The following is a 25,254-nucleotide window of genomic DNA, read 5'->3' on the forward strand; positions in this document are numbered from 1 at the left end:
CGCTCGCAGGGTGGCCGACCCGGATTCTGCTTCCGACGCCGACGCCGACGCCGTCTGTTGCTGGCGTGGATGCCATCGCAGAGGTCTTCCCTGGTGTGCGATTAGTCTGCGCCAGCAGGGAGAGGCGGTCAGTCAACGCTTTCCGGAGAAAGGTCCAACCGGCGCAGTGTCTGCGCATTGAGGGCGACGACGACAGTCGACAGTGACATCAGGACCGCACCGACACTCATTGGCAGGATGAACCCAATCGGTGCGAGTACACCCGCGGCCAGTGGGACAGCCGCGATGTTGTAGCCAGCAGCCCACCATAGGTTCTGCTGCATTTTGCGGTAGGTTGCCTGGGAAAGGTGCCGGACCGAGACCACTGACCGTGGATCCGAGGAGGCGAGAACTACGCCTGCGGAGCCAATCGCGACGTCAGTACCTGCGCCGATGGCGATTCCAGCATCGGCCTGAGTGAGGGCAGGGGCGTCGTTGACACCGTCGCCGACCATCGCCACAGTCCGGCCCTCGTCCTGCAGCGTGCGGACCTTCGCGGCCTTGTCTTCGGGCCGGACGCCGGAGTAAACCCGGTCGATACCGAGTTCCTCGCCGACGGCGTTTGCGACTGCTTCCGCATCACCGGTGATCATCATGACCTCAACGCCTTCGCGGTGAAGGGCGTCGACGGCTGTGCGGGACTCGGGTCGGATCTCGTCGGAAAGGCGGAGGGCGCCGATGACGTGGCCGTCGGAAAGCACGTGCAGGATGATCGCGCCTTGCTGGCTCCATTCTGCAGCGATGTCGCGGGCGTCCAAGCCGTGCTCCTCCAAGAGGTAGGGGCCGCCGACCTCGACTCGGATGCCGTTATCGGTGGTGGCTTTTACCCCGACGGCGGGTGAGGAGGTGAAGTTACTCGCGCGCGGAACGTCCAGGTCACGGGACTCTGCGCTACGGGTGACAGCAATGGCGAGCGGATGTTCGCTGTCGGCTTCTGCTGCTGCGGCGAGGGCAAGTACGTCGTCGTCGCTGTAGCCGTCGGCGGCGTCAATGGCGGTGACGGTCGGCTCACCCTTGGTCAGGGTGCCAGTCTTGTCGAAGAGGACTACGTCGACCTTGCGCATGGTCTCTAGGGCAAGTCGATCAGTGATGAGGACTCCGCCACGGGCCGCGCGCTCAGTAGCAATCGACACCACCAGCGGGATTGCTAGGCCAAGCGCGTGCGGGCAGGCGATGACCAGAACGGTGATTGTCCGGACCACAGCCGACTCCGGCATTCCCAGGACAGACCAGGTCACAGCGGTGATCGCGGCGGCGGCGAGGGCAAACCAAAACAGCCATCCCGACGCCCTATCCGCCAACCTCTGCGCCCTCGACGAGGACGATTGCGCATCTGCGACGAGCTTCTGGATCCCCGCCAGGGTGGTGTCCTCGCCGATGGCGGTGACCTCTACGCGCAGGCCAGAGTCGACGGCAACGGTGCCGGCAGTAACCACGTCACCGGCCTCTCGGCGGACCGGTCGGGATTCGCCGGTGATCATCGACTCGTCCATGCTGGCGGAGCCGTCGACCACCACGCCGTCGGCAGGTACGGATCCGCCCGGGCGGATCAGTGTGATGTCGCCGGCAACAATGTCTGCGGCGGGGATGGTGGTGACGGTGTCGTTGCGGATGACGTCGGCCTCGTCCGGGAGCAGTGCGGCGAGGGAACCCAGGGCATTTGTGGTCTGCGCGATGGAGCGCATCTCGATCCAATGCCCAAGCAACATGATGACGACCAGCAGCGCGAGCTCCCACCAGAAGTCCAGGTCATGCGCGAGCAGTCCCAGTGAAGCTCCCCAGGAAGCGCCGAACGCCACCGTGATCGCCATGGCGATGAGCAGCATCATGCCGGGTGAGCGGTCCTTGATTTCTTGCCAACCGCCGGTCAGGAATGGCCTGCCGCCCCAGAGGAACATGACGGTGCCGAGGATCGGTGAGATCCATGTGGTCCAACCAGAGGCGGGGAGGTCGTAGCCGATGAGCATCGCGAACATTGAATTGAAGGCGATAACGGGAACCGCCAGAAGGAGGTTCCACCAGAACAGTCGGCGGAATTGCTCGACGTGGCCGGAATGGTCGTGGTGTTCGTTGTGATCGTGATCGTGATCGTGGTGGTGGCTGTCGTGGCTGCCACTGGTGTGTGAGTGCGTGTGTGAGTGCGTGTGTGCAGCGTCCATACCTTCACCGTATACCCTATAGGGGTATTGTCAACGGTGTCGGACTGGCGTGATTACGGGAGTGCCGCGGCGGATTTCTACGTCGACGGTGGCGTCGTAAATCTCAGCGATGCGATCGGCAGTGAGAACCTCCGCAGGATTTCCGGCGGACACGATCTCTCCACTTGCCATCATCGCCACCTGATCACCGAACTGCCCACCAAGAGTCAGATCATGCATCGCTGCAACAACGGTTAGACCTCGCCGGGACCGCAGGTCATCGACCAGTTCGAGCACCTCTTGAGCGCGTCCGATATCCAGCGCGGAGGTTGGCTCATCCAGCAGCAGCACCTCTGGTTCCTGCGCCAATGCTCTCGCTAGCGTCACGCGCTGACGCTCACCGCCAGACAGCTCCGTCAGCCGGCGGTCGCCGAAGTGCAGCGCGCCAACATCGAAAAGACATTGCTTTACGACGTCCCCATCCTCCCGACCCCACACCCCCGTCCGGGGATGCCGCCCGAGTTCGACATAATCGCTGACGGTTACCCCCTCAGGGATCACGGGAGTCTGCGCCATGAGCGCCACGGTCCGGGCGTATGCCTTGCGGCGGGACCTGGCGCCGAGTGACAGCGCGGCCGCACCCCATGCAGGTGGCGCGATCCCGGCGGCGAGCACCGTGCCTGAACGCACCGGGAGAATCCCGGCGATGGCGTGCAGAAGGGTCGACTTGCCGCAGCCATTGGGCCCGACCAGGGTCAGCCACCCTCCTGCCGGGAGTTTCAAGGAGACGTCGCAAACGGTGTCGGAAGATGCGCCCTGGTGGCGGATGTGGAGGGAGGAGAGGGTGAGGCCGGAGGCGTCGGGAAGCGGGTTGGTGTTCTTCATGGTGTCCTCCTCCTGGCGAAACGGTGGAGGATGAAGAGGAAGAACGGCGCGCCAGCGGCGGCGGTCACCACGCCGACGGGAAGTTCTGCCGGGGCTAGGAGGGTGCGGCCGATGGTGTCTGCCGCGATGAGGAAGGTGGCACCCCACAGCACGGTCAGCGGCATGAGCAGACGGTGACCAGGGCCGAAGACTAGGCGCAGCGCATGCGGGACGATAATGCCGACGAAGCCGATCAGACCCGACACCGACACCACCGCCGCGGTGCCCAGAGTGGCCGCGAGGACGATTCCGATTCGGATCAGACCCGGATGGATGCCGAGGGTGCGGGCCTCCAGATCGCCGATCGACATCACGTCGAGGACCCGCGCTGAGCCCAGCAGTGCGATGACACAGAGCGCGACTGGGATTGCCGCGAGCAGCACCATCGACCACGACGCGCCATTGAGAGAGCCAAGCATCCACGAGTACACGCGGGGGATGGTGTCGATATGGCGCTGCTGGATGAACGTCTGCGCGGCATTGGCGAAGGCTGCGACGGCGACACCAGCGAGGATGACCACCGATGGGGAGCGGCCGATCCCAACGCTGCCACTGACCAGGTACGTCACCGCCACCGCGAGCACACCACCAATGAAACCCGCGGCGATCATCGGTGTTGCCCCGAGTCCGGTGGGAGCCATGGTGCCGGCAGCGGTGGCAACAACGACCACAGTTACGGCTAGGCCCGCGCCGGAGGAGACTCCCAGCAGATAGGGATCAGCCAGGGGATTTCGGAAGACCGCCTGGTACGCGGCGCCTGCGATAGCCAGCATCGCGCCGACGATCGCCGCGATGACAATGCGGGGAAGGCGGATCTGCATGAGCACGTCATGCTGGCGATCGGTGAGGACGCCCGCGCCGAAGATCTCCCGGACCACGTCCGAGGCTGGAATGCTCATAGCCCCGACGTGAATAGACAACAACCCCACCGCGACCAGCGCGAACACTGACGCGGTGAGGCTGAGGGCAGTTTTAGTTCGCACCGACGAGCTCGGGGGCGTTCTCGGACAGCTCGATCAGGGCGTCCGCGACAGACTGAACGAACTCCGGAAGGGAGGGGCCCCAGCGGGAGGCGAGGTCGTCGTCAAGCACGTAGATGGTGCCATCCTCAACTGCCGTGACCGAGGCCCAGCCGGGACGCTCAATGACCTCATCCGGGGAGACACCGAAGTCGCCGCCAGCCAAGAAGATGATGTCCGGGTCCGCCTCGATGACGGCCTCCGGGGTCAGCTGCGGGTAGCCGGTGTCACCGGTGGCGATGGAGGACAGATTAAAGAGGCTGTACACCTGGCCGATGAAAGTGTCATCGGTGATGGTGAACAGTTCCTCGTCGAGCTCATGGAAGTACGTCAGGGACGACTCCAGCACCTCATCCGGCACGGAGGCGACGGCTTCCTCGATGCCTTCCTGCATGGCAGCAGCGGTCTCATTCGCCTCACGGAGATGACCGGTGGCTTCGCCGAGTTCTTCGACTTGGGCGTAAGCATCGTCGATGCTCTGGGCAGCGTCCTGAACCAGGACGGTGGCGCCGACGCTTTCCAGCCCATCGATGACCTGATCATCCTGGGTACCAAGAATCACTAGATCCGGGTCATACTCCAGGATGGCCTCGACATTCGGGGAGAAACCGCTCAAGCCCTCGACGGTCGGGGCATCCGACGGGTTGTACGAATACTCATCCGCCGCCACCACATTCTCACCCGCGCCGATGGCGAAGAGAGTCTCAGTGGCAGTGGGGGAGAGCGACACGATGCGCTCGACCGACGTGTCGCCCGAGGAGTTGCCGGCGTTGTTCGCCTCTGCATTGGCATTGTTGTCGCCATCGGATGCGCAGGCGGTCAGCGCCAGCGCGGCGGCAGCGGACGTGAGCACGGCAAGTGCCGGGCGGAACAGTGATGTCACGGTAAACCTCCATCGGAAAGTGATCTTTGACGATGGTACTTCAGTGTTCCAGGCTCAGGTCGGTCGTGTTCGCTCTGCGGCCCAGTGAGTTTCAGGAGGCCCAGCGCAGCTCCTGGACGCTAACAGTCGTAACCTGTTCCGCATGACTAAGCAGAAGAAGACCCGGACTGCGGGTTCGTCGGGAGTGCCGCTGTGGCTCCTCGTCGCATTCGCCGTCTTCGCGGTCGCCTGGGGCGGCAACCAGTTCACCCCGCTGATGGTGATGTACCGGTTGGAAGGCCAGCTCGACCTGGTCTTCGTCGACATGCTGCTGTTTGTGTACGCCCTCGGTATCGCGCCGGCGCTGTTGATCTCCGGGCCGCTGTCGGACCGGATCGGCCGTAAACCGGTGATGATGACGGCGCCGTTGTTCTCGATCCTCGGCTCCTTGCTTATCGCCGCCGGTGAATCCACCGGTCCGCTGCTGCTGGTTGGACGCATGCTCGCAGGTGTGGCAGTCGGTATTGCCATGGCCGTTGGTGGCTCCTGGGTGAAGGAACTGTCCAGCGACCGGTTCGACCCCAACTCGAAGCCGACCTCTGGTGCGAAGCGCCAGTCGATGTCTCTGACCCTGGGCTTTGGTGTGGGCGCCCTGGTCGCCGGCACCTTGGCTCAGTTCGCGCCACTGCCTGGTCAGTTGCCGTACCTGCTGCACATCCTGCTGGCGATTCCCACGATCTTCGCGATGATCCCCGTCCCGGAGACTCGCCAGTCCCCGGTAGGCGCAGCATACGAGCGGAAGTCCCTGCTGTCTTCGATGTACACCCCGTCGATGAAGAATCCGCGGTTCCTCTTCGTCGCCGCCATGTGTGCCCCGTGGGTGTTCGGTGCAGCCGGTGTTGCCTACGCGATCGTCCCGAACCTGATGCAGGACCGTGTCGGGTCGCCGGTGTTCTTCTCCGCGATCATTACCTTCGTTGCGCTGATGGCCGGATTCGCGATCCAGCAGTTCGGTCCGCGGATTGCCTCGGAGACCTCTGCTCGGGGCCCGCTGGTGGCGATGGGCATCGTGATCGTCGGCATGGTCCTTGCCGCATTCATGTCCGCACACCCGACGGTGGCATTCGCTGCCATCGCAGCTATCGTCCTCGGCGCCGGATACGGCCTGTGCATGTTCGCTGGCCTCAACGAGGTTCAGCGCATCGCCGGCCCCCGCGACCTAGCCGGCCTCACGGGCATCTTCTACTGCCTCACCTACATCGGTTTCGCATTCCCGGCGATCCTCACCGAGCTCTCCAAACACTGGGAATGGATGACCTACCCGGTGATGCTTGGAGCCGGTGCCGTCATCGCAGCAGCCATGACGGCGGTCGTCGCGGTGAACTCTCGGAAGTTCCTGCCGAAGTCAGATAGCAACTAGACCAGCGGTTTCCGCGGCTGCACCTCTGACGGCCGTATGGTGTCGTTATGAAAACTCTTGTCACAGGCGGCGCAGGCTTCATCGGTTCGCACCTCGTCGACAGGTTGTTGTCGAGCGGCCATTCGGTGGTCGTTGTCGATAACCTCTCGCGCGGCTCGCTCTCTAACTTGGAGTCCGCTCAGGCGGACTACGGCGATAACCTGCAGATCATTGAAGCGGACATTCGCGATGTTGATTGGCTAGAGCTCTTCGATCGCGAGGAGACAGAGGTGGTCTTCCACCTCGCCGCTCAGATCGATGTCCGCGAATCAGTGACTGACCCGGTGACTGACGCCGAAATCAACATCATCTCCACCATTCGGCTGGCCGACGCCGCCCGGCAGCGCGGAATTCACAAGATTGTGCACACCTCCTCAGGCGGTTCGATCTACGGTATGCCCACCGATCTGCCGGTCTCTGAGGCTGTCCCGGTGAACCCGATGAGCCCCTATGCGGCCTCCAAGTTCGCCGGCGAGACCTACCTCAACACGTTCCGGCAGCTCTACGACCTGGACTGCTCCCACATCGCACCGGCGAATGTGTACGGCCCTAGGCAGGACCCGCACGGTGAGGCTGGAGTCGTCGCGATCTTCTCCCAGGCGCTTCTAAACGGAAAGCCCACCAGGGTCTTCGGCGATGGTGGAAACACCCGTGACTATGTGTACGTCGGGGATGTCGTCGAGGCGTTCATTCGTGCCTCAGGGGACGTCGGGGGCGGTATGCGCTTCAATATCGGCACCGGAGTGGAGACCTCCGACCGGGAGCTGCACACCCTGGTGGCTGAGGCCGCCGGCGCCGAGGACAACCCGGAGTTCGCTCCGGCGCGGCTTGGCGACGTTCCCCGCTCCGCCCTTGACTCCTCTCGTGCTGAGGAATTTCTGGAGTGGACACCGAAGGTCGACATCCGTGAGGGCGTACGCCGCACTGTCGACTACTTCCGGGAGTAGTTAGTCTCCCGCCACATACCGTGGGGTTTAGTCGCGACTGGCGGCGTCGGCGTCGTGGGTGGCGGGGGCGTCGTCAAGCGTCGTGTCGGCGATGACATCGACGGGCAACTCTGCCTCCGGCGGCACCGCATTGCTCAGCGCCACAGCGCGAGCCAGGCGGGCATAGCGCAGTTCCTGCTCGCGGAAGCGGATGTAGGTGCTGACTGTGACGAACAGGAATGCTAGCGTCACCAGGTACAGCAGCAGGTCCGTGCCGCGGTCGACGCCGAGCCAGTTCGCCACAACGGTGAGATCATCCGGGCGAATCACCGCCCACACGCAGCCGATGACGAAGAGCAAGAAGCCGATCTTCACGCCGGCCTTCGCTCGCGCCTTGCGCCGGTTGGTGACGAAGAAAAACATCAGGCCAAGAATGGCCAGCAGCAGGACGATCTGAATGATGGTGGAAACGATCACGGCAACCTCTTGCTCAGCAGTCCGTCGGCGAGAATATTCACGCCGTTGATGAGTGACTGACCCTTGGACATGGAGTATTCGGTGTAGAGGATGTCGACAGGCTCCTCGGTGACACGCCACTTCTTGTGGTCCATCACGTCGACGAATTCGCTGGCGTGACTCATGCCGTTCATCCGAAGGCTCAAACCCTCGGCGACGGTGCGATTGAACACGCGCAGGCCATTGTGAGCATCCGACAATCCGAGCCTGCGGGTCTTCGGTGACAGGAACACCACGGTCTTCAGCACCACGCGTTTGATCAGGGGAACCTGGTCATTCTCTCCGCGAGGGCGCCCGAACCGCGTCCCGACGACAATATCCACCGGCTCTGCGCGCAACCGCGCAATCATCGCGAGGACGTCCTTGACCTGGTGCTGACCGTCCGCGTCAAAGGTGACGAAGACCTCTGCGCCCGGCTGCGAGCGGGCGTATTCGACACCGGTCTGCAGTGCAGCGCCCTGTCCGAGGTTCACTGGGTGATTAACCAGGTGCGCCCCGGCGGCGTGGATCTCAATGGCGGAGTTATCCCGCGAGCCGTCATTGACCGCGACGATGTTAGGGAAGGTCTGCCGGGCGTGCTCCAGCACTTCCCGGATCACTGTGCCTTCGTTGAAGCACGGCACGATGAGCCATGTGTCGGAGTAGTCGGTAGGTTGCGCCGACTCTCCCTCTGATTCCGCAGTCATGGTCCCTGATCATATAGTCCGAGAGTTGGGTATCGGTGTTACACCCGTGTTCTGGCCGGGTTAGTTGCGTCGGAAGATTAGTGCGTAGGTCTTGCGTAGGAGGTTGGTGGGCAGCGCCCGAAAGGCGCTGCGGAGCAACAGGTTGGCATAAGACCTGGGCTTCCCGACGATCCCTTCCTGCACTAACACCCTCTGCATCATCAACTCCGAGCGCCACATATCGGTGCCCTTCCTCCGGGCCAACATGGAGTCACCGGCCCGGAAGAGGGTCAGTGCCTCTGGCATGTTGCCGAAGCGAATCCCCTTGGCGAGCAGCCGTGCCCATAGGTCGTAGTCCTCCATGAAGGGCAGGTGTCGGTAGCCACCGACGTCGCGGATCTTCTCCGTGCGTACGAGGACTGATGGATGGTTCACCGGAGCGTTGATCTTGGCGTAACGGCGGATCGCGCGGTGCTTTTCCGGGAGAGCGCGGATGCCCAGGGAGGCCTCCTCGGGAGTTGCACCGGCGGCGACCTGTTCGGCATCGAATTCCAGCAGGGCGGTGCCCACTACATCGAGGCCGTGGCGGTCTGCGTAGGCGAGCTGTGCTGCGAGCCGGTCTGGTCGGGCGATGTCGTCGGAGTCTAAGCGGGCGACCCAGTCAGTGCGCACGTTCTCGATGCCGGTGTTACTGGCAGGGCCGCTGCCTTGGTTCAGAGGATTGCGGATGACACGGAAGTCCTCTGGGTGCGCTGCCGCGTGGCGGTCAATGACGGCGTTGAGTTCATCGCCGACAGGTCCATCGACGACCAATACGACTTCGTCTGCGGGCCGGGTTTGCTCCCAGGTGCTGGAGAGCGCGTCATCGAGCGGCCCCGGTTTCTCCCCGTGGTAGACGGTCATGAGGAAGGAGACGGTGTCGTGCGAAGTCATGGGGATAGCGTACGGCTCTATCTATCGGAGAGGTCGACGGTGGAGGTGGTTCGCCTGGAGGTGGACAGTCGCCACAGATGCAGGGCGATGCCAAGGCCTGGTCCGATGATCAGCGCGGCGGAAGTGGCCCACAACAGCGGAGCGGGCAGGAACAGGATGCCGGTGGCTGTGACAGTCGCTAGGACCCAGCCGCCGAGATAGGTGCGGTGATGGTTGGTCGCGAGCATGACCGAACCGGTGACCATAAGGATGGCCGTGGTCGTCGCACCCAGAGTCAGCGCGAACAGTCCGGCGCCTGGGATCATGTACCCGCCTGGCAGGATCTGCAGGATCCAGGGTCCGATCAACCATGCAGCAGCAGAACCAATCAGGCCGAATGCGGCCAGTGCCCCGAGCGGCTTGGCCAGAGTCACCAGCGGGTGCCGGTCGTCTTTCACGAAGTACACGATGATGGCGTTCTGGAACTTCTCCAGCGGCATCAGCAGCGGCGCACGGGTCAGCAGCACGGCGTAGGAAATACCGGCAGCGGTGACAGCGACCGCTCCAGCAGTGGCATTCTCAAGGTCCGCGCCACCGGAGGAACCGGCTCCGTAGCGGCTAGCCAGGACCACGAGGGTAGGGAAACCGGTGACCAACAACGCTGAGGCTCCCGATGCTCCCATCGCCGTCACCATCAACGGAATGAACCGACGAGTGGGGACATCTGCCCGCTGGGTCAAAGCCTGACGCGAGGCCGGACTGAAGGCGAGGATGATCAACCAACTCACTGTGCCGAGCGCAGTGATGACGAGGAATGACAACAAACCCCAGCCGAGACTGAACGCCACGCCAGCCAAGACCAGTCGGCAGAGCACGTCCAGCATGATCAGCATTGCGTACTGCTTCCATAGCCCCGCGCCGGACAGAAGCCCTGAGACCGCCGCCTGCACCGCGTACAGACCAAGGCCCGCCGCCATGAGCAGCACCGCCCACGCGAGGTTGTCCTGCACGATGAACCGCATCCAGAACGGCCCGCTGATCGCGAAGAACGCGAATGTCACCAGTCCAACACCGGCAGCGATGACGATCGGACGGGCCATCGGGCCCTGGTCCTCAGTGAGGGTGGGAGTGGAGTGGGGTAGGGAGGCGTCGGGAAGCGAATCGTTAAGAGCCCCAGCGCGCCGGGCCTTGTCCGCCGACCCGACGGTCCGAGTCGTTTCCTGCATCAGACCGCCCAGCACACCGGTGAAGGCGAAGAACAGGCCCCAATAGGCCGTGAACTGCTCGTTCACGGAGATAGTGAGGGTGTTCGCCGACAGGAATAGAATGCCGAAACTTGCGGCGGCGGCGATGATCGTCGCCAGGGTCAGCCATCTCACGCAGCGGTCACCACAGTTCGTTGTCGGAGGCCACGGCTTCGTCGGCGCGCTCCTCAGCGGCGTCGCTGATGCGGCTGCCGAGCCTGGTGATCGCGGCGCCCAACTTGGAGGCGGGAGCCTTCGCCGCGCCGCCAATGGCTTCATGCGGATCAACACCAGGCGCCGACGGATTCACCGGGAACGCCGGCAGCGCCGAGCGATACAGCCACACCTCGAACAAGGTGTCCAGGTGGCTGGTGGTGATGCCATTTTCGCGGCAGAGGCGATTGGCCTGGGCGCGGAAATCGACGGTGTCGACCACACTATGGCGATTGCGGGTGGTCCAGCGTTGGATGAGTTCGAAGAAGAGATCGTCGCCAAGCAGCAGTCGCAGCGCGTGGACGGTGAGGGCGCCGCGCTTGTACAGGCGGTCGTCGAACATGTCCTTCGGGCCCGGATCAGAGATGAGGAGGTCCTGGGGCTTGCGCAGCAAGTTGTCATAGTGATGACGGGCGAACTCGGAAGCGGGACGGCGCCCAGAGCGCTCCGCCCACAGCCACTCGGCGTAGCAGGCAAAACCCTCATTGAGCCAGATGTCGCGCCACTGAGTGATACCCACGGAGTTACCGAACCACTGGTGGGACAACTCGTGCGCGATCAGTCGAGTCCAGGAATCCTCGCCGGTGGCGTGATTCGAGCCGAAGATCGACATGCCCTGGGCTTCCAGAGGGATCTCCAGGGTGTCTTCGACGACGACCACGCGATAATCTGGGAACGGGTACGGGCCGAACATCTCGGCGTACTGGTCGAGCATGTGGCCCTGGTCGCGGAAGTCATGGCGGATGCGAGTGGCCAGTTCCTTCGGCGCCCACACCGTCACCGGCACTGAGTCGCATTCGATGGGGATCTCTACGAACTCGCCGACCTGGATGGTGACGAGGTACGTAGCGACAGGTTCTTCGGACTCGAAGGTCCAGCGCTTACGGGAACCGCCGACCTTCTCCGGTGCCTTCGGCACACCAGTTGCCACCACGGCGTACGGAGCATCCGTGACCATGGTGATGGTGTATCGAGCCTTGGTCTCAGGGTCGTCATCACACGGGAACCACGACGCAGCACCGATCGGCTGCGAGGCGACGAGGGAGCCGTTTTCCAACTCCTCCCAGCCCAGCTCGCCCCACCGAGAGCCAACGGGTCCCGGTGTGCCGGAGTACTTCACGGTCAGCGTGAAGGTCTCTTCCGGCTGGATCTCCCGGTCGAAGTAGATCCGCAATTTGCGGCCGGACTGACGCCATCGTTTCACATCCAGATCGGTGCCACGGATCTCGGTATCGGCATCGACGGCGTCAACGCCCAACACGTCCGCGAAGTCCAGCGTCATGCGGTCGATGTGGGCGTTGGCCTCGATCTTCAGCGTCGCCGTCGCCTTTAGGCGGTTCGGACCCACGCGGTAGTCGAGGTCAAGGTGGTAGTGGTCAACACGGAATCCCAGGTTGAAGGGGATTTCGGTGTAGTTGTTGGCTGCGTGCACTCCCACACCTTAACGCCAAAAGCGCAGAACGACCCGCTTGTGCCCGAGCGGCTGCCTCAGCGACCTGTACTGATCTTCTCCGTGATCCAGCTGTAGATCAGAGCCTCGGCGAAGGCAGCCTGCTTATTGTCGGCAGCTCCACCGTGACCGCCTTCGATGTTCTCCCAGTAGTCGACCGGTTGGCCGGCTTCCTTGAGCAACCACGCCAGTGAGCGAGCGTGCGCCGGATGAACGCGATCATCCCGGGTAGAGGTGGTAACTAGCACCGGCGGATAGGTCCGATCGGTGGCCGCGGCGACACGCTGGACAGGGGAGTATCGCTTAATGACCTCACGCTCGGCCGGATCATCCGGGTCGCCGTATTCAGCCATCCACGACGCTCCTGCCGACAGCCGGTGGTACCGCATCATGTCCGCCAGCGGAACCTGGGAGACGACCGCCCCAACCAATTCTGGATAAGAGGTCAGACAGACCGCGGTGAGGAGGCCTCCATTGGAACCGCCACGCACCGCGAGTGTTTCTGCGTCGGTGTAGCCACGCTCAACCAGGTCCTGCAGCACCGCACGGTGATCCTCGAAGACCTTCTCTCGGTCGAGCTTTACCGCCTGGGAATGCCACTGCGGACCGAACTCGCCGCCGCCGCGCAGATTCGCTTGGACGGCGAGCCCGCCCTGGCTGAGCCATGCGATTCCGGAGACTGCCGAGTATCCCGGCAACAGGGAGACCTCGAATCCGCCATAGGCGTTCACCAGGGTGGGGCGCTTTTCTCCATCCAGGTACCCGGAGACCCGGTATGGAATCTTGGTCCCGTCTGCGGAAGTGGCCCAGTGTTGGATGGTGGACATGCCCGCGGCGTTGAAACGCTCGGGAGCGGAGCGGACGACTTCTGGTCGGATCTCGCCGAGGACACCGCGCAGCAGCGTCGATGGCTGCAATGTGGAGGAGGCCAGTAGCCAGATCTCGTCGTCGCGGGTGGGGGAGGTACCAGCGACCTGGACGGTGGCTTGTTCTGGAAGCCCCTCGACGATTCCTGGCTCCCACTCTGCCGGGCTGCCGGTGATGGTGAAGGTTTTGAGGACGGTGGCGACGTCGTGAAGCAACGTCAGTACCAGGTAGTTTTCCGTCCACGCGAAGGACTTGAGCGAGGTGTGCTCGTCAGGTGAGAAGAGAATGGTGCTCTCCCGGTCGCCGTCGAGCCAGCCCTTCAGATCCGCCACGGCGAGGGCGCCAGAGGGGATCGCCCCGAAGTCTGTGCGCGGGAGGATGATCAGGTGCTCGCGGTGAACGGAGACCTCACAGTCATCCGGCACGTCGATCTTGCGCAGGTCGCCGTCGACTTCGACGAAACTCTCGGAGTTGTAAAAGTCGATGGCGCGCTCAACGAAGAGGCGCTTAAAACCCTCGGTCAGGTCGAATCCTGCACCAACGGCGACATCAGTGGATGCACCTTCGTAGACAATCTCGGCGCGTTCCAGGGGCTCGCCGCGACGCCACTTGCGGACCTGGCGCGGGTATCCGGAGTCGGTCAGCGTGCCCTCGCCGAGATCAGTGCCGATGTACAGCAGATCAGGGCCAGCCCAGGACACGTCGGTCTTGGCTTCAGACACAGTGAAGGGGGCCTCGGTGCCGTCCTCGCAATCGTCGAGGAAACGCAGATTCACCAGATCGAATTCACGGATGACGACAGCGTCCGCGCCACCACGGGACAGGCGCAGCAGCGCGCGATCGTAGTTCGGACGCAGGACGTGGGAGCCCTTCCACACCCAGTTCTCGTCCTCCTGCTCGGCCAGGGCGTCCAAGTCCAGGACGGTCTCCCATTCGGTGGCACCGCCGTCGCTGCCGGGGCTGCCGTCAAGATAAGAATCCAGCGTCGTCCGACGCCACAGTCCGCGGGGATGCTCGGAGTCAACCCAGAAGTTGTACAAGTGCTCGCCGCGCCGGGCGGGGAAGGGGATGCGGTCGTCGGCGTCGAGGGCAGAGAGGATCTGCTGCTCCAGGGCAGTGCGATTTCCCGATTCCTTGCCGGGCCCTGGGATCCTCCCAGAGGTGCCGTCGGACCAGGCCTTCGCCCACTCAAGGGCTTGCTCACCTTCGATGTCATCGAGCCAGGACGGGACGCGGTCAGTGGAGAGGAAAACAGTCATGACTCCCTAACGTACTTCCGGACTTCGGCTGCCGTCCGCTATCTGCGTTTGCGGTTGCGGTTGCGGTAATAGTCCGGCCGGTTTTGGAAGGACTCGCGGTTACGGAACCAGAAGACGAATGCAGCGCCTGCAGCACAGACGCCGAAGATGAACGCGAACCCCCACCAGTCGTCATTTCGCAGACCGACAAACAGCCCGAAGCCGATACCAAGTGCGAGGATCGGTAACCAGTTCCAGTCAAGCCTCTTCATGGAAACTCCTTGATCGGGCAGTAGACGTTGTCACCTCGAGGCTAACAACGACTAACGCCCACCCCGCTGATGTGCGGGATGGACGGGGGATGGAAGTGCCTAGACTTCGTCGTTTACCTCGACCTCATCGTCGGTGGCTTCGTCTTCGTTCTGATCGTTGGCGTTGTCGTCGCCATCGAACAGCACGTCAGAGAACAGGTTGTCCCATGAGGAGTGCAGGTCATCCTGCCAGTAGCCCCAGGAGTGAGTTCCGGTGTTGCGGAAGTCGAAGTCGATGTCCTCGGTGACGCCCAGGTCGCCGAGCTCGGACTGCAGATTCAGGGTGCAGGCCGCGGTGACAGCTTCGATAACCGATCCGGTGGTGCGCTGCGGCATCATGTTGATTTCCGACTCGAGGGTCGGCTCCGGAGCTCGGTCCCACTCGCCCCACAGACCATTGCCCGTAGAGATGAACAGCGGGGTGCCGCCGAGGAGGTCGGCGTTGACCAGGGCGTCATTGCGGACCCAGGCGTCAGAGCCGGGCTCGCCCCACATGTCGGTGGCATCGACACCGGCGCGGTCCAGAACCAACTGGACGAAGGCGGAGCCGAAGCGGTCGGAGGTCTGCGGGCAGCCGGAGAAGGATGCCACTCCGTCGTAAAGCTCCGGGTGCTGCTCGGCGTAGACCAGCACGGAGGATGCGGACATGCTCATGCCGACGATGCCGCGCTTGCCGTTGCCACCGATCTCAGCCTCCAGGGCCTCGGGGAGCTCGCGGGTCAGGAAGGTCTCCCAGTACTGCTTCTCGAAGTCCGTCTCCTCGCTCTCCCAGTCGGTGTAATAGGAGAACGCGCCGGCCTGGACGATGACGACGTTTACGTCCTTGTCGCTGAAGTAGTCCACGATGTCCGTCTGGTACAGCCAGGAGGCAGTGCCTTCGCCGCCATCGGCGCCGTTGAGGATGTACAGCGTTGGACGAGGCGCGTCCGGGTCCTCACCCTCGGGCCAGATGCGGGCCAGCGGGACAGCCTTCTCCATGGTCGGGGCGGTGGCCCATATGACCTCGGTGTTGTCGTGGCCCTCCAGCAGACTCATCCAGGGGCGCTCGGGCAGACCAGATTCGGCCAGTGCATCGCCGCGGAAGATCGTCGAAGGTTCGATCGTCTCCTCGCTCGTCTCGTCAGCCTCGGCGACTTTATCGTCCTTGAGCTCAGCCTTGAAATCATCCTCGAGAGCGTCGAGGGACACCGGCACCGGGGCGTCCTCGGTCTCAATCGGGGCTGCATAAGCCGCGGTCGTACCCAGCGACATGGCCAACGCCACTGCGGTCGCGGCCACTGCCGCCCTCCGGGTTCGCTGGATATTAGGGCTGCGCATGGGTGAAATCTCCCTGTGTGAGGTGCGGGACAGTAAGTGCCGTTCCCGCAGACGTGCTGTGGTCAATGTGACTAATGGTACGGGATTCAACTCAATAGTCACATACGTAACATCAGAAACATTGTGTCCGCGGGGCTTGCCGCGAATCGCCTGCGGTCACTGCCGCACAGTCAGGCAGGCGTGAAGGGATGTGGGGGATGGGACGAGGAGAGCGTCGGGAAGCAAAAATCCTTTCGCCGAAAACCCTTAGGTGACGTGACCCTCATGTTCCGGTTATCCTTGGCCCCGTGGCTGAACATTATGATCTCGTTGTCCTCGGCGCCGGACCCGGCGGTTACGTCGCCGCCATCCGCGCATCCCAGCTCGGCCTGAAGGTGGCCGTGGTTGAAAAGCAGTACTGGGGAGGTGTCTGCCTCAACGTCGGTTGTATCCCGTCGAAGTCTCTGCTGAAGAATGCGGAGGTCGCGCACATCTTCAACCATGAAGCGAAGACCTTCGGCATCTCCGGAGATGTCTCCTTTGACTTCGGTGCGGCGCACGCGCGCTCCCGGAAGGTGTCCGCGGGCATCGTCAAGGGCGTTCACTTCCTCATGAAGAAGAACAAGATCGACGAGATCGACGGCTGGGGTGCCTTCACCGGCCCGACCTCCATCAAGGTCACCGACGGCAAGGACAAGGGCAAGGAGCTCTCGTTCGATAACTGCATCGTCGCAACCGGCTCCGTCGTGCGCTCCCTGCCGGGCGTCGAGATCGGCGGCAACATCGTCTCTTACGAGGAGCAGATCCTCAGTGACGACCTGCCGGAGTCCATCGTCATCGTTGGCGCTGGCGCCATCGGCATGGAGTTTGCCTACGTCCTGGCCAACTACGGCGTGGACGTCACCATCGTTGAGTACCTCGACCGCGTCCTCCCGAACGAGGATGAGGAAGTCTCCAAGGTCATCGCCAAGGAGTACAAGAAGCTTGGTGTGAAGCTCCTGACCGGTCACGCGACCACCGAGATCGACGACAAGGGCGATTCTGTCGTGGTCAAGATCGAGGCAAAGAACGGCGGCAAGGAGCAGACTCTCACCGTCGACCGCGTCATGGTCTCCATCGGCTTCGCCCCGCGCACCGAAAACATCGGCCTGGACAAGGCCGGCGTGGAGCTAGGCAAGCGCGGCGAGATCGTCATTGACGAGTACATGCGCACCAACGTTGATGGCATCTACTCCATCGGTGACGTCACCATGAAGCTGCAGCTCGCTCACGTCGCCGAGGCTCAGGGCGTTATCGCCGCTGAGCACATGGCCGGCGCTGAGACCGAGCCGATCCTTGACCAGGACTACCGAATGATGCCCCGTGCAACGTTCTGTAACCCGCAGGTGGCCTCCTTCGGTCTCACCGAGGCGCAGGCCAAGGAGTGGGCCGAGGAGAATGGCCGCGAGATCAAGGTCGCGTCCTTCCCGTTCTCTGCGAACGGCAAGGCGATGGGCCTGGCGGAGACCGCCGGTTTCTCGAAGATCATCGCGGACGCCGAGCACGGCGAACTGCTCGGCGGTCACCTGGTTGGTGCCAACGTCTCCGAGCTCACCCCGCAGCTGGTCCTGGCCCAGAAGTACGAGCTCACTGCCGCTGAAATCGGTCGCGCCGTGCACACGCACCCGACCATGTCTGAGGCTATGAAGGAAGCCGCCGAGGGCATCGGCGGACACATGATCAACCTGTAATTGCAGGTAGCGGTGTAATGATCGTGCAGCGCGACTGAGTCGCATCGCCGCGCTGTAACGCTGAGAGTGGGTCGTCCCTTGTGGGATGACCCACTTTCTGCATATTTTCATTGATAAGGGGTTGCGTTCAGGATGCTCGGGGCGTAAACGTTGATCTGTCAACAAAATATGGACGAGCCCCCACACAAATCCCGAAAGGATCATCATGGCTAACTTCTCCCTGTACCCCGCACGCGTCTTCCCGGGACTGGTCTTCCTTAACTCCGGCATCGGAAAGCTCAGCATCGATGAAGAAGGCGCCAAGGGCCTGCAGGACTTCGCCGGCACCGCCCTTCCGTTCGTGAAGAAGATCCCGGCCAAGACCTTCGGCCGCGTTCTCGCCGGCTCTGAGGTTGCCACTGCCGCAGCACTGCTTACCCCGCTGGTCCCGAACAAGGTTGCCGGCGCTGCGCTGACCGCATTCGGTGCAGGCTTCACCGCGATGTACCTGCGTACCCCGGGTCTGACCGAGAACGGTTCGGTCCGTCCGACCGATCAGGGCCTGCCGATGCTGAAGGACACCTGGCTCCTCGGTACCGGCCTGGCACTTCTGGCAGCGAAGAAGTAAGAACTCCGCTTCCCGACGTCCCCTTCTCCCCGTTCCGAGCCCTCGGAACGGGGAGAAGTCATATTCGCGCCGGTCTGTGCGCGATCGATTCCTAGTACGGCTCGACGGACGAGCGGTGCATGTCCACGTCGATGCTGCGGTTCAGCGGCGGGAATGCTCGCTGAGGACAGTCATCGCGTGAGCACACTCGGCAGCCGGCACCGATCGGGGTAGCGGCATTGTTGTCGCTGAGGTCTAGGCCTTCGGCGTACACCGTGCGTTGGGCGTGGCGGGCTTCGCAACCAAGGCCGATTGCGAAGAGTTTTCCGGGGCTTCCGAACCGGCTGGTGTGATGCTCCACAGTGCGGGCGATCCAGAGATACGGGCGTCCGTCTGGCATCTGTGCGAATTGGCGCATGACTTTGCCGGGGTAGGAGAAAGTCTCGTAGACACTCCACAACGGGCAGGTGCCGCCAGAGTTGGTGAAGTGGAATCCGGTGGCGGACTGGCGTTTGGACATGTTTCCCGCGCGGTCCACGCGGACAAACGTGAAGGGGATGCCGCGCAGGCTCGGCCGCTGCATCGTGGAGAGGCGGTGGCAGATCGTCTCGTAGCCCATCCCGTATTGCTGGGAGAGCAATTCGATGTCGTATCGCAGGGATTCTGCGGTGTCATGGAAGGACTCATAAGGCAGCATCAAGGCCGCGGCGTAGTACGTGGCGACACCACGAATTGCCAGGCGGCGGGCTTCTTCTGAGGTCAACACACTGTCTTTGGCCTCGTCGCGGATCAGTTCGCCGCACTCGAAGTACGCCAACTCTTGGGCCATGCGGAAAGCCTTCTGCCCAGAGGTGAGGTACCTTGCCAGATCCAGAGTTCCGGAATTGGGGTCGAACTGGTGCTGCGTCGATCCCATGTCGGAGCGGTACCGAATCGTCACCCCGTATCGGATGGAGAGCCGGTCGGCGAGGACCTCCTCAGCGACGATGTTCGGGTTGGTCAGTCCAAGTTCCACCGCCAGGTTCTCTGCGGCCACATCCACCGAGTCGATGTAGTTCTGCCGAGCGTAGAAGAAGTCACGGACCTCCTCGTGCGGCATGGTCAGCGCGCGTGCGGCGGCTGCGGCGGTGGGCTCACCTTCGAAGTTGCGGTGGTCGGTAGCCAGTGACAACTTGTCGGTGACGTTGCGATACCTGCGGTGGGAATCAACCATTGCTCTGGCCAGGCCCGGATGATTACGGACCATGTCCGAGATCTCCTGCAGATCCACCGGTTCCGGGCAGACTTCCTTATCGAGGACCACGTCCTGGACTTCTGCCAACAGGCGCGAGTCATCGTCACGAGAGAAAAACGTCGCATCAACGCCGAACGTGTCTGTGATCTTCAGTAGAACCGGGACTGTAAGCGGGCGGACGTCATGCTCGATCTGGTTCACGTAGCTCGCGGACAGGCCGAGCGCTTGGGCGAGCGCGGCCTGGCTCATGTCGCGTTCTCGGCGGAGCTGTCGGAGCCGGGAACCCACGTAGGTTTTCGCCATGCACCGAGATTAACCGACTGCACAGATCGGAAGTGAAAACTGCGAAGCGTGCCCGGTATGGGTGCGGAGCTGACAAGACCCCGCCTCCTGCACCTAGATGCATGAGACGGGGTCTTGGCGAACCGAATCGGAAGTGAACTTCCGGCCGTTCCAATCAGAGGAATCTGATTAGAACTGGCCCTCCTCGGTGGAGCCCTTGAGGGCGGTGGTGGAGGAGTTCGGGTCGACGGTGGTGGCGATGCTGTCGAAGTAGCCGGCGCCGACCTCGCGCTGGTGCTTGACGGCGGTGAAGCCACGCTCCTCGGCTGCCTTGAACTCGCGGTTCTGCAGGTCGACGAATGCGGTCATCTGCTCGCGTGCGTAGCCGTGAGCCAGATCGAACATGCCGTAGTTGAGGGAGTGGAAGCCAGCCAGGGTGATGAACTGGAACTTGAAGCCCATGGCTCCGAGCTCGTTCTGGAACTTGGCGATCTCGTCTGCCTCGAGGTGTGCCGACCAGTTGAAGGACGGGGAGCAGTTGTAGGACAGCAGCTGGTCCGGGAACTCCTCGCGGACACCCTCGGCGAACTTCTTGGCCAGGGCCAGGTCCGGGGTGCCGGTCTCCATCCAGATGAGGTCGGAGTACGGAGCGTAGGACTTCGCACGCTCGATGCAGGGCTCAAGGCCGTTCTGCACGTGGTAGTAGCCCTCAGAGGTGCGCTCACCGGTGATGAACTTGCGGTCACGCTCGTCCACGTCGGAGGTGATCAGGGTAGCGGCCTCGGCATCGGTACGAGCGATGACGACGGTCGGGGTGTTAGCAACGTCAGCAGCCAGGCGAGCGGAGCTCAGGGTGCGGATGTGCTGCTGGGTCGGGATGAGGACCTTTCCACCGAGGTGGCCGCACTTCTTCTCCGAAGCGAGCTGGTCTTCCCAGTGGGTACCAGCGGCGCCGGCCTGGATCATGGCCTTCTGCAGCTCGTAGACGTTCAGTGCGCCACCGAAGCCGGCCTCACCGTCAGCGACGATCGGGACGAGCCAGTTGTCGATGGAGTCATCGCCATCGACGTGGGAGATCTCGTCAGCACGCAGCAGTGCGTTGTTGATACGACGGACCACGTTCGGGACGGAGTTCGCCGGGTACAGCGACTGGTCCGGGTAGGTGTTGCCGGAGAGGTTGGCGTCACCTGCGACCTGCCAACCGGAGAGGTAAACAGCCTTCAGGCCAGCGCGGACCTGCTGGACAGCCTGGTTACCGGTCAGGGCGCCGAGAGCGTTGATGTAGCCGTCGCCCTCCTGGGTGACGCCCTCGAACAGGATCTCAGCACCACGGCGGGCGAGGGTGTGATCCTCGACGACGGTGCCCTGGAGCTTCTCGACCTGCTCGGCGGTGTAGTTACGGGTGATGCCCTTCCAGCGCGGGTTCTCATCCCAGTCCTTCTGGATTTCCGCTGCGGTACGGGCCTTGCCGACGTTCGACATATCGGTGTCACTTCCTTACGTTCCGAATTCCGGTGAGAGGCATCGCCGTTGCGCCCCGAAGGGTCTGCAGTGTGCGAAAGCCTGTGAGGACACGGTCCACCACTGCGCCGAAGTTCGCTCGTTCAGCCGAGGCTTCACAAGCATCGCCGCGCAGTATTGAGTGGTCTGTCCGCGTGCTCTGCTTCACATGATGATTGAGGACATAGCCCTGAGTCAAGGATCACATCATGTAAATTCCTGTATGTGAGGATTGCCATTTTGTGAAGTTAGCTAACTCTATCGTGGCAACATTGTTCTGAGGTAAATTGCCAGGTCGGGACCAAATGTGCCGAAGACCTGTGTGTTTCGTTCTGTCCGTGGCGAAAAATGCCCAAGTTCTTCCGATGGGTAACACCGTGTTCTAACCGGAATGCGCTTGCAGTGGATCCATTCTGTATCGGGGGTGAGGGCGGGGGCATCGGTCAGTTAAGGAACGACCTGAACATTTCGATACCTGCAGGATCGCTCGGTGTAATCGGCGGAAACGGTGGCAGGGATTGCATTTTCCTGCACATCGAGATCGCGATCACTTATGGTGGGAGCATCGCGAGGGGGCACGCGCATCGTTTGTGTGTCCGAAAATGCGGTTAAACACGCCTCGCACGCACACCCCCTGAGTTAAGGAGAACTATGACTGAGCGCATCACGGCTGGCGGCCTGCAGGTTGCCAAGGTTCTGTACGACTTCGTCAACGACACCGCTCTTCCTGCGGCGGGCATCGAGGACAAGGACGCCTTCTGGCAGGGTTTCGGCGACATCGTCGAGAAGCACACCCCGCGTAACAAGGAACTCTTGGCCCGTCGTGATGAGCTGCAGGCGCAGCTTGATGATTGGTACCGCGCAAACCCGGGTGAGCAGGACCAGGACAAGTACGTGTCCTTCCTCAAGGAGATCGGCTACCTCGCCGAGGATCCGGGCGACTACCAGGTGACCACTGAGAACGTGGACGTCGAGATCGCCGCTACCGCTGGTCCGCAGCTGGTTGTGCCGGTTCTTAACGCCCGTTTCGCGATCAACGCCGCTAACGCTCGTTGGGGTTCGCTGTACGACGCACTGTATGGCACCAACGCTATTTCCGAAGACGGCGGCGCCGAGAAGGACACCCCGGGCTACAACAAGGTCCGTGGTGACAAGGTCATCGCTTGGGGTCGTGGCTTCCTCGACCGCGCACTGCCGCTGCTGGAGGGCTCCCACGCGGACGCCACCGAGTATGCAATTGTCGACGGCCGTTTTGTCGCCACCATCGACGGCAACCAGGTTGGCCTGCGCGAGCCGGAGACCCTCGTTGGTTACACCGGTTCCCTGGAGAACCCGGACTCCATTTACTTCAAGCACAACGGTCTGCACATCGAGCTGCTTCTCGACGCTGAGTCCCCGGTCGGCAAGACCGACAAGGCCGGCGTGAAGGACATCGTGCTGGAGGCTGCAGTCACCAACATCATGGACCTGGAAGACTCCGTCGCAGCTGTCGATGCAGCTGACAAGGTTCTGGGCTACACCAACTGGCTCGGCCTGAACCAGGGTGACCTGCACATCGAGTTCGAGCGCAAGGGCAAGACCCTGACCCGCGAGATCAACGATGACCGCACCTACACGGACCTTGAGGGCAACGAGCAGGTCCTGCACGGCCGCTCGATGAACCTGATCCGTAACGTCGGCCACCTGATGCAGAACCCGGCGATCCTCGACCGCAATGGCGAGGAAATCTTCGAGGGCCTGATGGATGCCGTCATCACCCCGATCTGCGCAATCCCGGGCCTGAACCCGGAGAACGCACGCCGTAACTCCCGCACCGGCTCCATCTACATCGTGAAGCCGAAGCAGCACGGTCCGGACGAGGCAGCCTTCACCAACGAGGTCTTCGCTGCTGTTGAGGATCTCCTTGGCCTGGAGCGCAACACCATGAAGGTCGGCCTCATGGACGAGGAGCGCCGCACCTCGGTGAACCTCGACGCTGCCATCAAGTCCGTCTCCGAGCGCGTGGTCTTCATCAACACCGGCTTCATGGACCGCACCGGCGACGAGATCCACACCTCCCTCTACGCAGGCCCGATGTTCCGCAAGGCAGAGCAGAAGACCGCCAAGTGGATGCTGGCCTACGAGGACAACAACGTCGACGCCGGCCTGGCACACGGTCTGCAGGGTAAGGCTCAGATCGGTAAGGGCATGTGGGCCATGACCGAGCTGATGGCAGAGCTGCTCGAGCAGAAGATCGGTCAGCCGAAGCAGGGCGCCTCCACCGCATGGGTTCCGTCCCCGACCGGTGGCGTTCTGCACGCGACTCACTACCACGAGGTTGACGTCTACGAGGTCCAGGACAAGCTCATCACCGATGGCCGTCGTGAGACCAAGGCTGACCTGCTGACCATCCCGGTTGCAGCTGCTGCCGCCGGTGACCCGGGTGCGGACTGGTCTGAGGAAGAGCGTCAGAACGAGCTCGACAACAACTGCCAGAGCATCCTCGGATACGTCATCCGCTGGGTCGAGCAGGGCGTTGGTTGCTCCAAGGTTCCGGATATCAACGATGTCGACCTGATGGAAGACCGCGCTACCCTGCGCATCTCCTCCCAGACCCTCGCCAACTGGCTCGTCCAGGGCGTGGTGACCGAGGAGCAGATCATCGATTCGCTGCACCGCATGGCCGAAATCGTTGACCGCCAGAACGAGGGCGACGCTGAGTACCTGCCGATGGCCACCGACTTCGACAAGTCGATCGGTTTCCAGGCTGCCAAGGAGCTCATCCTGGAAGGTGCGAAGCAGCCCTCCGGCTACACCGAGCCGATCCTGCACCGCTCCCGCCTGGAGTTCAAGAAGCGCGAAGGTATCGACCAGGGTTAATTCCGGGTTGAGGGCTGAACGGTGTTGACTAGGTTGACGTCGGGAAGCATGTTCTAAAGACGCCGCCGTACCCACTATGGGTGCGGCGGCGTTTCGCATTTCTTGCGGGTTACAGGCCGGTTTAGACCGGAAGGTGCGCAGGAATCCCGTTATCGTTGACGGGGAATCGTACGGGGCCACCGGAGGTGACGTGCGGAAGACGCATGATGATGAGGAGTGGACGTGGAGATCACCGAATGCCGCGCGGTCTTGTTCGACCTGGACGGGGTGTTGACGCCGACGGCGTTGATTCACGAGGAGGCCTGGGGCGACATGTTCCGCGCATTCCTCACCGAACGGGGAGCGGAGGAATACACGGACGCTGATTACTTCGCGTACTTAGATGGTCGCCGCAGGGACGAGGGGATCCGGGCGGTGTTGAAGGCGAAAAACATTTCGCTTCCCGACGGTCAGGTCGACGACACCCCCGAAACCGACTCAGTCCACGGCCTCGGCGCTCGGAAGAATAGGGACTTCCTCAAGCGCGTCGCCGAAGGAGTCGCACCCTATGACGGGTCGGTCCGATTCCTTGACTACCTGTCAGGCCTGGACAATCCGCCGGAAGTAGCCGTGGTCAGCTCCTCGAAGAATGCCGGACCGGTGCTTGCCGCAGCAGGGTTGGCGGATCGTTTTGAGTTAGTCGTCGATGGAAATCTTGCTTCGGACCTGGGGCTTCCCGGCAAGCCTGCGCCAGATACCTACCTGCATGCAGCACGCGAACTCGGGTTCGAGCCGGCCGAGGTTGCCGTTGTTGAAGACGCACTGAGCGGAGTCGCCTCCGGTGCAGCCGGTAAATTCGGTTTGGTGATCGGCGTCAACCGAGGCGCCGGTGCCGATGCGCTGGCCGCGGCTGGCGCAGATGTTGTGGTCGACGATCTTGAGGAGCTACTTCCGTGAGTGACAATGCTGATCAGGCGACGACGAGAGTAAAGGGCGACCGCCACC

At 62.6% G+C, this 25,254-nt stretch carries 20 protein-coding genes; 6 read left to right on the forward strand and 14 right to left on the reverse strand.

Translation table 11 applies throughout. The features are described from left to right. Window positions 1–128: 128 nt before the first annotated feature. From YWU_RS0102635 to YWU_RS0102650, 4 genes are read right to left on the reverse strand one after another with little or no spacing between them, the layout of a single operon-like run. Complete coding sequence (locus YWU_RS0102635) at window positions 129–2,198, reverse strand: heavy metal translocating P-type ATPase (RefSeq protein WP_084141604.1); 2,070 nt, start codon at window positions 2,196–2,198, stop codon at window positions 129–131. Between the two features lie 30 nt (window positions 2,199–2,228). After that, window positions 2,229–3,062: an ABC transporter ATP-binding protein gene (locus tag YWU_RS0102640; protein WP_051259942.1), complete on the reverse strand. Its 834-nt coding sequence runs from the start codon at window positions 3,060–3,062 to the stop codon at window positions 2,229–2,231. After that, a complete protein-coding gene (locus YWU_RS0102645) occupies window positions 3,059–4,084 on the reverse strand; it encodes a FecCD family ABC transporter permease (protein WP_027019246.1) in 1,026 nt (341 codons plus the stop codon). The genes YWU_RS0102640 and YWU_RS0102645 overlap by 4 nt, the downstream gene beginning before the upstream one ends. Next, on the reverse strand, window positions 4,074–5,003 hold the full coding sequence (locus tag YWU_RS0102650) for an ABC transporter substrate-binding protein (RefSeq protein WP_051259943.1): 930 nt from the start codon (window positions 5,001–5,003) through the stop codon (window positions 4,074–4,076). The genes YWU_RS0102645 and YWU_RS0102650 overlap by 11 nt, the downstream gene beginning before the upstream one ends. Window positions 5,004–5,145: 142 nt before the next feature. Here YWU_RS0102650 and YWU_RS0102655 point away from each other — a divergent pair, with 142 nt between their 5' ends. Then, window positions 5,146–6,402, forward strand: a complete 1,257-nt coding sequence (locus tag YWU_RS0102655) for an MFS transporter (protein WP_027019248.1) — start codon at window positions 5,146–5,148, stop codon at window positions 6,400–6,402. 47 nt (window positions 6,403–6,449) lie between these two features. Continuing rightward, window positions 6,450–7,388 (forward strand): NAD-dependent epimerase/dehydratase family protein, encoded by a 939-nt coding sequence (locus YWU_RS0102660; RefSeq protein WP_027019249.1) that lies wholly within the window; start codon window positions 6,450–6,452, stop codon window positions 7,386–7,388. Between the two features lie 27 nt (window positions 7,389–7,415). Here YWU_RS0102660 and YWU_RS0102665 read toward each other — a convergent pair whose 3' ends face one another. The 8 genes from YWU_RS0102665 to YWU_RS14785 form a co-directional block, all read right to left on the reverse strand. Beyond that, window positions 7,416–7,790: a DUF2304 domain-containing protein gene (locus tag YWU_RS0102665; RefSeq protein WP_420805287.1), complete on the reverse strand. Its 375-nt coding sequence runs from the start codon at window positions 7,788–7,790 to the stop codon at window positions 7,416–7,418. A gap of 50 nt (window positions 7,791–7,840) precedes the next feature. Further along, window positions 7,841–8,569, reverse strand: coding sequence for a glycosyltransferase family 2 protein (locus tag YWU_RS0102670; protein ID WP_027019251.1), 729 nt, complete (start codon window positions 8,567–8,569; stop codon window positions 7,841–7,843). 60 nt (window positions 8,570–8,629) lie between these two features. Further along, the gene (locus tag YWU_RS0102675; protein WP_027019252.1) at window positions 8,630–9,481 is read right to left on the reverse strand and encodes a glycosyltransferase; all 852 of its coding nucleotides are present in this window, start codon (window positions 9,479–9,481) and stop codon (window positions 8,630–8,632) included. Between the two features lie 17 nt (window positions 9,482–9,498). Further along, window positions 9,499–10,839: a hypothetical protein gene (locus YWU_RS14775; protein ID WP_034646805.1), complete on the reverse strand. Its 1,341-nt coding sequence runs from the start codon at window positions 10,837–10,839 to the stop codon at window positions 9,499–9,501. Between the two features lie 7 nt (window positions 10,840–10,846). Then, window positions 10,847–12,349: a M1 family metallopeptidase gene (locus YWU_RS14780; RefSeq protein WP_240484034.1), complete on the reverse strand. Its 1,503-nt coding sequence runs from the start codon at window positions 12,347–12,349 to the stop codon at window positions 10,847–10,849. A gap of 56 nt (window positions 12,350–12,405) precedes the next feature. Then, window positions 12,406–14,493 (reverse strand): prolyl oligopeptidase family serine peptidase, encoded by a 2,088-nt coding sequence (locus YWU_RS0102690; protein WP_027019253.1) that lies wholly within the window; start codon window positions 14,491–14,493, stop codon window positions 12,406–12,408. Between the two features lie 38 nt (window positions 14,494–14,531). Continuing rightward, window positions 14,532–14,744, reverse strand: coding sequence for a hypothetical protein (locus YWU_RS0102695; protein WP_027019254.1), 213 nt, complete (start codon window positions 14,742–14,744; stop codon window positions 14,532–14,534). 99 nt (window positions 14,745–14,843) lie between these two features. Then, window positions 14,844–16,100: an alpha/beta hydrolase gene (locus YWU_RS14785; RefSeq protein WP_084141613.1), complete on the reverse strand. Its 1,257-nt coding sequence runs from the start codon at window positions 16,098–16,100 to the stop codon at window positions 14,844–14,846. A 287-nt stretch (window positions 16,101–16,387) separates the two neighbouring features. Here YWU_RS14785 and lpdA point away from each other — a divergent pair, with 287 nt between their 5' ends. After that, the gene (gene lpdA, locus YWU_RS0102705) at window positions 16,388–17,809 is read left to right on the forward strand and encodes a dihydrolipoyl dehydrogenase (RefSeq protein WP_027019255.1); all 1,422 of its coding nucleotides are present in this window, start codon (window positions 16,388–16,390) and stop codon (window positions 17,807–17,809) included. 205 nt (window positions 17,810–18,014) lie between these two features. Further along, entirely contained in the window at window positions 18,015–18,416 is a 402-nt protein-coding gene (locus YWU_RS0102710; RefSeq protein ID WP_034646806.1) for a hypothetical protein, read from the forward strand. Window positions 18,417–18,507: 91 nt separating this feature from the next. On the opposite strand, the gene ramB is transcribed toward YWU_RS0102710, so the two are convergent. Next, window positions 18,508–19,932, reverse strand: a complete 1,425-nt coding sequence (ramB, locus tag YWU_RS0102715) for an acetate metabolism transcriptional regulator RamB (RefSeq protein WP_027019257.1) — start codon at window positions 19,930–19,932, stop codon at window positions 18,508–18,510. A gap of 168 nt (window positions 19,933–20,100) precedes the next feature. Then, a complete protein-coding gene (gene aceA, locus YWU_RS0102720) occupies window positions 20,101–21,393 on the reverse strand; it encodes an isocitrate lyase (RefSeq protein WP_027019258.1) in 1,293 nt (430 codons plus the stop codon). 669 nt (window positions 21,394–22,062) lie between these two features. On the opposite strand from aceA, the gene YWU_RS0102725 reads away from it, so the two are divergent. After that, on the forward strand, window positions 22,063–24,270 hold the full coding sequence (locus tag YWU_RS0102725) for a malate synthase G (protein WP_027019259.1): 2,208 nt from the start codon (window positions 22,063–22,065) through the stop codon (window positions 24,268–24,270). 222 nt (window positions 24,271–24,492) lie between these two features. Then, window positions 24,493–25,206 (forward strand): HAD family hydrolase, encoded by a 714-nt coding sequence (locus tag YWU_RS0102730; RefSeq protein WP_240484035.1) that lies wholly within the window; start codon window positions 24,493–24,495, stop codon window positions 25,204–25,206. Window positions 25,207–25,254: the final 48 nt, after the last annotated feature.

Source organism: Corynebacterium sputi DSM 45148 (assembly GCF_000427865.1).
Classification (GTDB): domain Bacteria; phylum Actinomycetota; class Actinomycetes; order Mycobacteriales; family Mycobacteriaceae; genus Corynebacterium; species Corynebacterium sputi.